The organism is Streptomyces sp. NPDC042002 (assembly GCF_055588305.1).
Window position 1 is genome coordinate 168,040 of the sequence record NZ_JBVJCT010000017.1, and the last position, 10,186, is coordinate 178,225.

6 protein-coding genes and 1 pseudogene are annotated in these 10,186 nt (G+C 72.2%); 4 read left to right on the forward strand and 3 right to left on the reverse strand.

The genetic code is table 11. The features are described from left to right. Positions 1-61: 61 nt before the first annotated feature. Positions 62-697, reverse strand: coding sequence for a response regulator (locus tag ACZ6KY_RS24760; protein WP_469312463.1), 636 nt, complete (start codon positions 695-697; stop codon positions 62-64). Then, positions 687-1,982: a sensor histidine kinase gene (locus ACZ6KY_RS24765; protein WP_469312464.1), complete on the reverse strand. Its 1,296-nt coding sequence runs from the start codon at positions 1,980-1,982 to the stop codon at positions 687-689. The genes ACZ6KY_RS24760 and ACZ6KY_RS24765 overlap by 11 nt, the downstream gene beginning before the upstream one ends. Before the next feature lie 235 nt (positions 1,983-2,217). On the opposite strand from ACZ6KY_RS24765, the gene ACZ6KY_RS24770 reads away from it, so the two are divergent. The 3 genes from ACZ6KY_RS24770 to ACZ6KY_RS24780 are packed head-to-tail and all read left to right on the forward strand — an operon-like array spanning position 2,218 to position 4,881. Continuing rightward, positions 2,218-2,772, forward strand: coding sequence for a hypothetical protein (locus tag ACZ6KY_RS24770; RefSeq protein WP_469312465.1), 555 nt, complete (start codon positions 2,218-2,220; stop codon positions 2,770-2,772). A gap of 58 nt (positions 2,773-2,830) precedes the next feature. After that, complete coding sequence (locus tag ACZ6KY_RS24775; RefSeq protein ID WP_469312466.1) at positions 2,831-3,331, forward strand: PH domain-containing protein; 501 nt, start codon at positions 2,831-2,833, stop codon at positions 3,329-3,331. Further along, entirely contained in the window at positions 3,328-4,881 is a 1,554-nt protein-coding gene (locus ACZ6KY_RS24780; RefSeq protein ID WP_469312467.1) for a PH domain-containing protein, read from the forward strand. Before ACZ6KY_RS24775 ends, ACZ6KY_RS24780 begins: the two co-directional genes overlap by 4 nt. Before the next feature lie 159 nt (positions 4,882-5,040). On the opposite strand, the gene ACZ6KY_RS24785 is transcribed toward ACZ6KY_RS24780, so the two are convergent. Further along, a complete protein-coding gene (locus ACZ6KY_RS24785) occupies positions 5,041-6,159 on the reverse strand; it encodes a nucleotide disphospho-sugar-binding domain-containing protein (protein ID WP_469312468.1) in 1,119 nt (372 codons plus the stop codon). A 326-nt stretch (positions 6,160-6,485) separates the two neighbouring features. Between ACZ6KY_RS24785 and ACZ6KY_RS24790 the strand changes: the two are divergent. Beyond that, positions 6,486-10,186, forward strand: a pseudogene (locus ACZ6KY_RS24790) (type I polyketide synthase); the annotation flags it as partial.

Here is a 10,186-nt window from a genome sequence, read left to right on the forward strand (position 1 = left end):
GCGGCGGCGGGGCGATCCGGGGAACTGGTGCCGGGCCCTTCTCCCGTGGGGGCGGGTGTCCTCAGGGCAGCAACCCGCGCTCCAGCGCGGTGATCACCGCCGACGTCCGGTCGGAGACCCCCAGCTTCTTGAAGGAACGCAGCAGGTGCGTCTTCACCGTCGCCTCGCCGATGAACAGCCGCTTGCCGATGTCGGCGTTCGTCAGCCCCTGGCTGACCAGTTGGAGCACCTCCCGCTCGCGATCCGACAGCAGCGGGGGCGGCTCCGGCAGCCGGGCGCGGAACAGCTTGGGCGCCAGCGACGGTGTCAGCACCGTCTCGCCGCGCGCCGCCGCCTTCACCGCCCGCACCAGATCGTCGCGCGAACTGCCCTTGAGGAGATAGCCCGCCGCGCCCGCCTCCACCGCGCGCAGGATGTCGGTGTCCGTCTCGTACGTCGTGACGATCACGACCTTGGCGGCGGGGGCGACGCGCAGAATGTGGCCGGTGGTCTCCACCCCGTCCATGCCGCCCATCTGGAGGTCAAGGAGCACGATGTCGGGCGACGACGCGGCGACCATGGCCACCGCCTCCTCGCCCGAACCGGCCTGCGCCACCACGTCGATGCCCTCGGCGGAGCGCAGCATCGAGCTCAGGCCCTCGCGCACCATCGGATGGTCGTCGACCAGCATCACGCCGATCGTCCCGTCAGAGCTCATCGGCTTCCCCTGCTTCCTCGACGTCCTCGGTCCGGCCCGCCCGGGCGTCCTCCCTGGGCACCGGGACCGTCACCTCGACGGTCGTGCCCCTGCCCGGGGCGCTGTCCACGGTGGAGTCCCCACCGATCTCCTGGGCGCGGGTGCGCATGCCGGGCAGCCCGAACCCGCCCTGCCCGCCCGACGTCCGCTCGCCGGGTTCGAACCCTGGCCCGTCGTCGCGTACGTACAGCCGCACCGTGTCCGTCCCGTACAGCAGTCGCACCTCGGCGGAACGGGCCTTGGGGGCGTGCTTGCGGATGTTGGCCACCGCCTCCTGAAGCGAGCGCAGCAGCACCACGCTGACCGCCATGGGCAGTTCGCGCTCGTTGCCCTTCACGACCACCTCGGTACGCATCCCGGTCTGCGCGACCAGCCCCTCGGCCTGTCGGCGCGCGGCCTGCACCAGCGAGGACTCCTTGAGCACCGGCGGGGTCAACGCGGTGACGAACTCCCGTGCCTCCGCCAGGGATTCGCGGGCCACCTGCCCGGCCAGCCCCAGATGCGAGCGGGCCACCTCCGGGTCGGTGGCGAAGCCCGCCTCGGCCGCTTGGACGAGACTGATGATGCTGGTCAGACCCTGGGCGAGTGTGTCGTGGATCTCGCGGGCCAGCCGCTCGCGCTCGGCCGCGACGCCCGCCTCCCGCGACAGCCGCGCCACCCGCTCGCGGTTGCGCCGCAGTTCCTCGATCAGCGTCCCGCGCTCCCGGCTCTGCCGGGTCACCCGGGTGATCCACAACCCCAGCATCACCGACAACGCGATGCCCAGCAGCGAGGTCGGCAGCACGGCCGCGATGTCCCGGTCCAGGGTGCCACCGCGCAGCCACACCACGATCACCGGCATCAGGTTCGCCAGCGTCACCACGGCGATCGCCGGGGACGTCGCCAGGCTCATCATCAGCATCGGCACCACGGCGAACAGCGCGAACGACGAGGCCAGATCGAAGACGACGGCCACCGAGAACAGCACGAACAGGCCCACCGAGAAGACGACACTGCGTCGTCCGTGGTCCTCCCCGACCTGCCGCAGCATCGCGTCCCGCCCCATGGCCGCGTACCAGGGGACCGCCAGGGTCAACGCGGCCATTGCCACGGCCCGATGGACCTGCTCACCGACGGAGGTGAACAGCAGCACGGTGGTGACGGCGTACGACACCGCGAAGAAGGCGTCCCACAGCCCGAACCACCGGGTTCCCGCCTCGGGCGCGTGGTCCAGGGTCTCTGCCGTCGTCCCGTATTCAGTGCTCACCGGAACAGTCCTATCAGCCTGGTGGGGGACGGCACGAGCGCGGCCGACGCCGAGGCTGTCATCCTCCGCCGTCCACCGGTGTCCACCGGTCGGTGGACAGCCGATTCAACCGTCCGGTTGTCCGTACACCCCCCTCCCGAACCCTAGCGTTGCAGGTGAGAGCCACGGACGGCCGCCGAGCGGTCACGACGCGGGCTCACGAGTACCCACGCACAGAAGGAGGAGGCTCCGCCCCATGAGCCCGTTCATGACCGCGCTGATCGCCAGCGGGACCATCCTGACCATCATCCTCGCGACCGACCTCGGCACCCGCAAGGTCACCAACATGCGGCTGCTGCGCTCGATCATCGCCGTCGCGATCGTGATCGCGCTCTTCGTCCACTCCCTGCCCATGGACGGCAACGATCCCTCGCTCCAGCTCGCCGGCATCGGCGCGGGCGTCATCTGCGGCCTGGTCGCCGCGGCACTGCTCCCCGCCCACGCGGGCAGCGACGGCGAGATCTACACCAAGGGCGGCATCGCCTACGCGATCGTCTGGACGATCCTGTCCGCCTCCCGCGTGCTGTTCGCCTACGGCTCCGAACACTGGTTCGCCCAGGGCATCATCAAGTTCAGCATCGACTACAAGCTGAGCGGCCAGGACGTCTACTCGAACGCCTTCGTCTTCATGGCCCTGGCCATGGTCCTCACCCGCACCGCGGTCCTGGTCGGCAAGCGCCGCCGGCTGAGCGACAGCGCGGCCTCGGCGGCCGGCACCGCAGGCCGGCAGGAGAGTTCCGCCGCTCGCTGAGGCCACGTCACATGCCGACCGATCACGACTCCCCGTCCCAGTAAAAGGGTGAACAGCAGTGGAACGCTTGGATGATGTCAGGCTCCGGCCCCCGCGCAACCGGGTGGAAAGCCGCGCGATCGGCTGGTGGATGCTCCAGGCGGCGGTGTTCGCGCTCCCTCTGCCGCTCACCTTCGGCATCCTCTACCTCAGCATCCCGCCCGCCAGGCCGTTCTTCGGCTGGGCGACCCTGATCTCGCTGGCGCCCGGACTCGCCTACACGCTGGTCATGCCGCTGTGGCGGTTCCGGGTGCACCGCTGGGAGACCACCGACGAGGCCGTGTACGCCGCCTCCGGCTGGCTGTGGCAGCGCTGGCGGGTCGTCCCCCTCTCCCGGGTGCAGACCGTGGACACCCTGCGCGGCCCGATCCAGCAGCTGTTCGGCCTGTCCGGCATCACCGTCACCACCGCCTCCTCCTCCGGCGCCGTGAAGATCAAGGGTATCGACCACCGCACCGCCCAGGAGGTGGTCGAGCACCTCACGCGGACCACCCAGGCCACGCCGGGAGACGCGACATGAGCCACCGCACCGAGCAGCGGGCCGGTACGGCCGCGCCCCGGGCCGCAGGCGACGACGAGGCCGAATGGGAACGGCTCAGCCCCCGGCTGCTGCTGGTCAACCTCAGCATGCTGGCCGGACCGCTAGCCCTCTTCGTCACCACCCTCGTCCTGACCGGTGCCAACCTCCAGGCGCTGATCTCGCTCGGCTCCCTGCTGACCACCTTCCTGGTGATCACCGGGATCAGCACGATGCGCCTGATCACCACCCGCTACCGGATCACCGCCGACCGCGTGGAACTGCGCTCCGGACTGTTCTTCCGCAGCCGCCGCTCGGTCCCCAACGACCGCATCCGCAGCGTCGACCGCGACGCGAAGCCGGTGCACCGGCTCTTCGGCCTCACCACGCTGCGCATCGGCACCGGCGAGCAGACCTCGTCCTCCGCCCGCCGGCTCTCCCTCGACGGCATCACCGTCCAGCAGGCCGAGGAGCTGCGCCGGCTGCTGCTGGACCGCCGAGGCACCGGCGGCGGCACCGGTACCGACGAGAACCGCGCTCTCATCGAGATGGACTGGGCCTGGCTGCGCTACGCGCCGCTGACCGTATGGGGCGTCGGCACCGTCTTCATCGGCGTCGGCACCGCCTACCGCATCCTGCACGAGATGAAGATCGACCCACTGGAGCTCGGCGTCGTCAAGGACGTCGAGCACCGCTTCGGCACCGTGCCGCTGTGGTTCGGCATCCTCGTCACCGTCGTGGCCGTCCTGCTGGCCGGCATCGCCGTCTCTTACGCCACCTTCGTCGAGACCTGGGCCAACTTCCGCCTGGAGCGCGAGCAGGACGGCGTCCTGCGGGTCCGCCGCGGTCTGCTCGTCTCCCGCTCCGTCACCATGGAGGAGCGCCGGCTGCGCGGCGTGGAGCTCGCCGAGCCGATGCTGCTGCGCTGGGCCGGCGGCGCCCGCCTCAACGCCATCGCCGGCGGCCTCGGCGACAGCGACGAGAACCGCAGCCGGAGCATCCTCACCCCGCCGGTGCCGCGCGCCGAGGCGCTGCGCGTCGCCGCCGACGTCCTCGCCGAGGAGCGCTCGCCCAACGAGGCGGCCCGGCTCGTGCCGCACCCCGGGGTGGCGCTGCGACGTCGCTTCAACCGCGGCCTGATCGTGCTCGCGCTGATCGTCGCCGTCCCGCTGGGCCTCGGCCTGTGGCTCACCCAGATCCTGGTGCACATCGCCTGGATCACCGCGCTGGCCGGGCTGCCCGTGGTGTACCTGCTGGCCAGGGACGCCCATCGGGCGCTCGGCCACGCGCTGCACGACCACTACCTAGTCGTCCGCGCCGGCACCTTCACCCGCCGCACCGCCGCCCTGGAGCGGGACGGCATCATCGGCTGGAACGTCACCCGCTCCTTCTTCCAGCGGCGCAACGGACTGCTCACCATCGGCGCCACCACCGCGGCGGGCCACGGCTCCTACAAGGTCCGCGACGTCCGCGTACGGGACGGTCTCTCCCTCGCCGAGGACACCGTGCCCGGGCTGCTCGCCCCGTTCATCGAACGCGGGCCGCGCGGCTGACCCCCCGACCAACTGGCGAGCCCCCGAGAGGTGGGGGGGGGGGGGGCTCCCCCCCCCCCCCCCCCCCCCCCCCCCCCCCCCCCCCGCCCCCGGTTCCCCCGTACGCGGCAGGGGCCGTCCCCGAGAACATCGGGTACGGCCCCTGCGGCGTACGGTCGTTCAGCCGGCCAGCTCCTCCAGGCGCGGCACCAGCGACACCGGCGACGGCATGGCGGCGATCTCCTCGCGCACCTCGCGCGCCACCGCCGCCATCTTCTCGTCCGACAGCAGCCGGCGCAGCACCTCCACCTCCAGGTCGGCGGCCGTGCCCAGCAGACCCGCGCCCCGGTCGCGCACCGACTCGGCGTTGATCCGCCGGTCCGCGCCGTCGGGCAGAACCAGTTGCGGGACGCCCGCGTTCAGCGCCGCCAGCGTGGTGCCGGCACCGCCGTGGTGGACGGCAGCGTCACACGTCTGAAGCAGCCGCGTCAGCGGAACCCAGCCCACCACCCTTACGTTGTCCGGGAGTTCGCCCAGGGCGGTGGTGTCCACGTCGCCGAGGGCCAGCACGAACTCCGCGTCCACCCCGGAGGCGGCGGCCACCAGCCGCTGCACCGGACCCAGCCCGTTGACGTGCACCGAAGCGGTGCCCAGCGTCACCCCGATCCGGCGCCGCCCCGGCTCGTCCAGCAGCCAGTCCGGCAGCACCGCACCGCTGTTGTACGGCACCGGACGCATCGGCCAGCCGTCCCGCTCCGGCTCCGCCATGCTCGGCGGCGCGATGTCGATGACCGGCACCCGCTCGGCCACCCTCGCCACCCCGTGCCGGGCCATCGTCTCGCCCAGCATCGACACGGTCAGCTCGCGCAGCTCGGTGCCGCGCGCGAACCCGAAGTTGTGCTGCACCGCGGGAACACCCAGCCGCTCGGCGGCTATCAGACCCGCGACGAAGATCTGCTCGAAGACCACCAGGTCCGGTCTGAAGCGGTCGGCGACGCCGACGATCCCGTCCGCCAGCGACTCGTTGAGGTGCTGGAACAAGCGCAGCCCGTCCATCGGGTCCACCCCGTCCGGCCCGCGCAGCCGGGCCATCAGGTCCGCGACCGTGGACTGCAGGAAGCTCTCCAGCTCGAACCCGGGGTGGACGTCGGCGACGTGCAGACCGGCGTCGGCGGCCTTCAGCGCGTCGCCCGCGCTGGCCACCAGCACCTCGTGCCCGGCCGAGCGCAGCGCCCAGGCCAGCGGAACAGTCGGAAAGACATGGCCAAGGGCCGGATACGTGACGAACAGTACGCGCATGAAAACGGGCTCCTCCCGCATGGACGAATTATGTGCCGGTCTGGTGATTCGGCGACGGAATTGGATTACCATCCGCCTTGCAATTACCAGCCTTATCGGCGCATCCTGATGCAGTCGCGCATTCCGAGTCAAGGCGCTGCTCAGCGGCCCGCAATAGGGGTCGATAGGGGCTTGTTAGGGGTTTCTCGACCCTCTTCCGCATGTCAGAGTAACCCCGGTCTTGCATTTTTTATTCGGGGGTAATGGAGCGCGCCATGTGGAATGAGTCCCAAGATTTCACGCTCGAAATCAACGGCACCTCCGAAACCGGCGCGACGCCGGCGGAAAGCCCCGGGGGCAGCCCCTGGGCGCAGCGCCTGGCCGGCCTGACCCCCGACGAGCAGCACGCCCTGCTCCTGGAGTGGGTCGCCGCCATGGCCACCGCCGCCCTCAAGGACCAGGCCCCCGACGCGCTCGACCCCGAACGGCCCTTCACGGACCTCGGGTTCGACTCCCTGGCCGCCGTCGACCTGCACTCCCGGCTCGTCGCCGGCACCGGTCTGCGCCTGCCGGTCACCCTCGCCTTCGACCACCCCACCCCCGCCCACCTCGCCCGCCACCTGCGCGCCCGACTCCTGGGCCTCACCGAGGACATCGCGCCCGTGGCCGCCGCGACGAGCAGCGACGAACCCGTCGCCATCGTCGGCATCGGCTGCCGCTTCCCCGGCGGCGTCCACTCGCCCGAGGCACTGTGGGACCTCGTCGCCGCCGGCACCGACGCCATCACCCCCTTCCCCACCGGCCGCGGCTGGGACCTCGACGCGCTCTACGACCCCGACCCGGACAACCCCGGCACCAGCTACGCCCGCGAGGGCGGCTTCCTGCACGACGCCGATGAGTTCGACGCCGACTTCTTCGGCATCTCACCGCGCGAGGCCCTCGCCATGGACCCCCAGCAGCGGCTGCTGCTTGAGACGTCCTGGGAGGCCTTCGAACGCCTCGGCGTCGACCCCGCCGCCCTGCGCGGCGGCCAGGTCGGCGTCTTCGTCGGCGCCGAGACCCAGGAGTACGGCCCCCGACTCCTCGACGCCACCGACGGATTCGAGGGCTACCTCGTCACCGGCAACGCCGCCAGCGTCGCCTCCGGCCGCATCGCCTACACCTTCGGCTTCGAGGGCCCCACCGTCACCGTCGACACCGCCTGCTCCTCCTCGCTGGCCGCCCTCCACCTCGCCGCGCAGGCGCTGCGCGCCGGAGAGTGCTCCCTCGCCCTCGCGGGCGGCGTCGCGGTCATGGCGAGCCCCGGCTCCTTCGTCTCCTTCAGCCGGCAGCGCGGCCTCGCCGCCGACGGGCGCTGCAAGCCGTTCGCCGACGCCGCCGACGGCACGGGCTGGGGCGAGGGCGTCGGCATGCTGCTCGTCGAGCGCCTCTCCGACGCCCGCCGCAACGGCCACCAGGTCCTCGCCGTCGTACGCGGCACCGCGCTGAACCAGGACGGCGCCTCCAACGGCCTGACCGCCCCCAGCGGCGCCGCCCAGCAGCGCGTCATCCGCCAGGCCCTCGCCAACTCCGGCCTCACGGCGGCCGAGGTGGACGTCGTCGAGGCCCACGGCACCGGCACCAGGCTCGGCGACCCGATCGAGGCGCAGGCGCTGCTCGCCACGTACGGCCGCGAGCACACCGACGAACTGCCCCTCTACCTCGGCTCCCTGAAGTCGAACATCGGCCACACCCAGTCGGCCGCCGGTGTCGCGGGCATCATCAAGATGGTCATGGCGATGCGCCACGGCGTGCTGCCCCGCACCCTGCACGTCGACGCGCCCACCTCGCACGTCGACTGGAGCGCCGGCGCCGTCAGCCTGCTCACCGAGGACGTGCCCTGGCCGGAGACCGGCCGCCCGCGCCGCGCCGCCGTCTCCTCCTTCGGCATGAGCGGCACCAACGCGCACGCCGTCATCGAGGAGCCGGCCGCCGAGGACCGTGCCGGTGCCGGAGTTGGCGCCGGCGTGCCGACCGGGCCCGACGCCGAAACCAAGCAGGCCGGTCCGGACGGCGGAATCACCGACGGGAAGCAGGCCGGTCCGGACGGCGGAATCACCGACGGGAAGCAGGCCGGTCCGGACGGCGGAATCACCGACGGGAAGCAGGCCGGTCCGGACGGCGAAAACACCGACGGGGAGCAGGCCGGACCGCTGGCCTGGGTGCTGTCCGCCAAGACCCCCGAGGCGCTGCGCGGCCAGGCCCGCACCCTCGCCGCCCGCCTCGCCACCGACCCGGAGGCGGGCGCCGCCGACATCGGCCACTCCCTCGTCACCACCCGGGGCCGCTTCGAGCGGCGCGCCGTCGTCCTCGGTGAGGACCGCGAGCGACTGCTCGCCGGACTGCACGCCCTCGCCACCGGCGCCGAGGCCCCCGGCCTCGTCCAGGACCAGCCCGCCACTGGCCGACTCGCCTTCCTCTTCACCGGCCAGGGCAGCCAACGCCTGGGAATGGGACGGGAGTTGTACGACACCTACGCGGTGTTCGCCGACGCCCTGGACGACGCCTGCTGGTACCTGGACGAGCAACTCGACGTGCCCCTGCTGGACGTGCTGTTCGCCGAGGCCGGCAGCCCCGAGGCCGCCCTGCTCGACCGCACCGCGTACACCCAGCCCGCGCTGTTCGCCGTCGAGGTGGCGCTGTTCCGCCTGCTGGAGTCGTGGGGCGTGCGCCCCGACGTCGTGGCCGGCCACTCGATCGGTGAGATCGCGGCGGCGCACGTGGCGGGGGTGTTCTCGCTGGAGGACGCCTGCGCGCTCGTCGCGGCGCGCGGCCGGCTGATGCAGGCGCTGCCCGGGGGCGGGGTGATGATCGCGCTCCAGGCGACGGAGGACGAGGTCACTCCGCTGCTGACCGACGGCATCGGGATCGCGGCCGTCAACGGGCCGCAGTCGGTCGTCATCGCGGGTGACGCGGACGAGGCCGAGACACTCGCGGGATCGTTCCCCGATCGCAAGTCCAAGCGGCTCACGGTCAGTCACGCCTTCCACTCGCCCCACATGGACGGCATGCTCGCCGACTTCCGGCGGATCGCCCAGGTCGTCGACTACGCCCGCCCCAACCTGCCCGTCGTCTCCCTCCTCACCGGCGCCGTCGCCGGCCCCGAGCTGACCGACCCCGAACACTGGGTCCGCCACGTCCGCGAGGCCGTCCGCTTCCTCGACGGTGTGCGCGCCCTCCACGCGGGCGGTGCCCGCACCTTCCTGGAGCTCGGCCCCGACCCGGTCCTCACCGCCCTCGCCCAGGAATGCGTCGACCCCGAGGGCAGCGCCTTCGCACCCGCCCTGCGCGCGGGCCGCCCCGAGGCCGAGGGCCTGCTCACCACCGTCGCCCGCGCCCATGTCCGGGGCGCCGAGACGGACTGGTCCGCCCTCTTCGCCGGCACCGGCGCCCGCCGCGTCGACCTGCCCACGTACGCCTTCCAGCGGCAGCGCTACTGGATGGACGCGACCGGTCCGGTGGCCCGGACCCTCGCCGCCGCCGGCTCCGACCCGGCCGACCACGTCTTCTGGGACGCCGTCGAGAACGAGGACGTCGCCGGTCTCACCGCCGCCCTCGCCCTGAACCCGTCCGACGAGCAGTCCCTCGGCGAACTCGTCCCCGCCCTGTCGGCCTGGCGCCGCCGCCGCAAACTCCAGTCGGCCGTCGACTCCTGGCGCTATCGCATCAGTTGGAAACCTCTGACGGGCGTTCCTTCCGGTGCGGGTGCGGGTGCTGGTGCTGGTCCTGGTGTCGGCGGGCTGAGTGGTTCGTGGCTGGTGGTGTCGGCTGCCGAGGGTGTGGGTGGCGCGGATGTGGTGGCCGCGTTGTCGGGTGCGGGTGCCGAGGTGCGTTCTGTCGTTGTTCCGGTGGGGTCGGATCGTGTGGCGTTCGCTGAACTGTGCGCAGGGGTGGGTGAGTTGGCTGGTGTGGTCTCGCTGCTGGGTGTGGTGGAGACCGCTGTTCTGGTGCAGGTGTTGGGTGATGCCGGTGTGGTGGCTTCGTTGTGGGCGGTGACGCGGGGCGCGGT

Bases quoted from the DNA above. Each gene is read 5' to 3' on its own strand.
- ACZ6KY_RS24780 (WP_469312467.1), top strand. From the start codon at position 3,328: ATGAGCCACCGCACCGAGCAGCGGGCCGGTACGGCCGCGCCCCGGGCC.
- ACZ6KY_RS24760 (WP_469312463.1), bottom strand. From the start codon at position 697: ATGAGCTCTGACGGGACGATCGGCGTGATGCTGGTCGACGACCATCCG.
- ACZ6KY_RS24770 (WP_469312465.1), top strand. From the start codon at position 2,218: ATGAGCCCGTTCATGACCGCGCTGATCGCCAGCGGGACCATCCTGACC.
- ACZ6KY_RS24785 (WP_469312468.1), bottom strand. From the start codon at position 6,159: ATGCGCGTACTGTTCGTCACGTATCCGGCCCTTGGCCATGTCTTTCCG.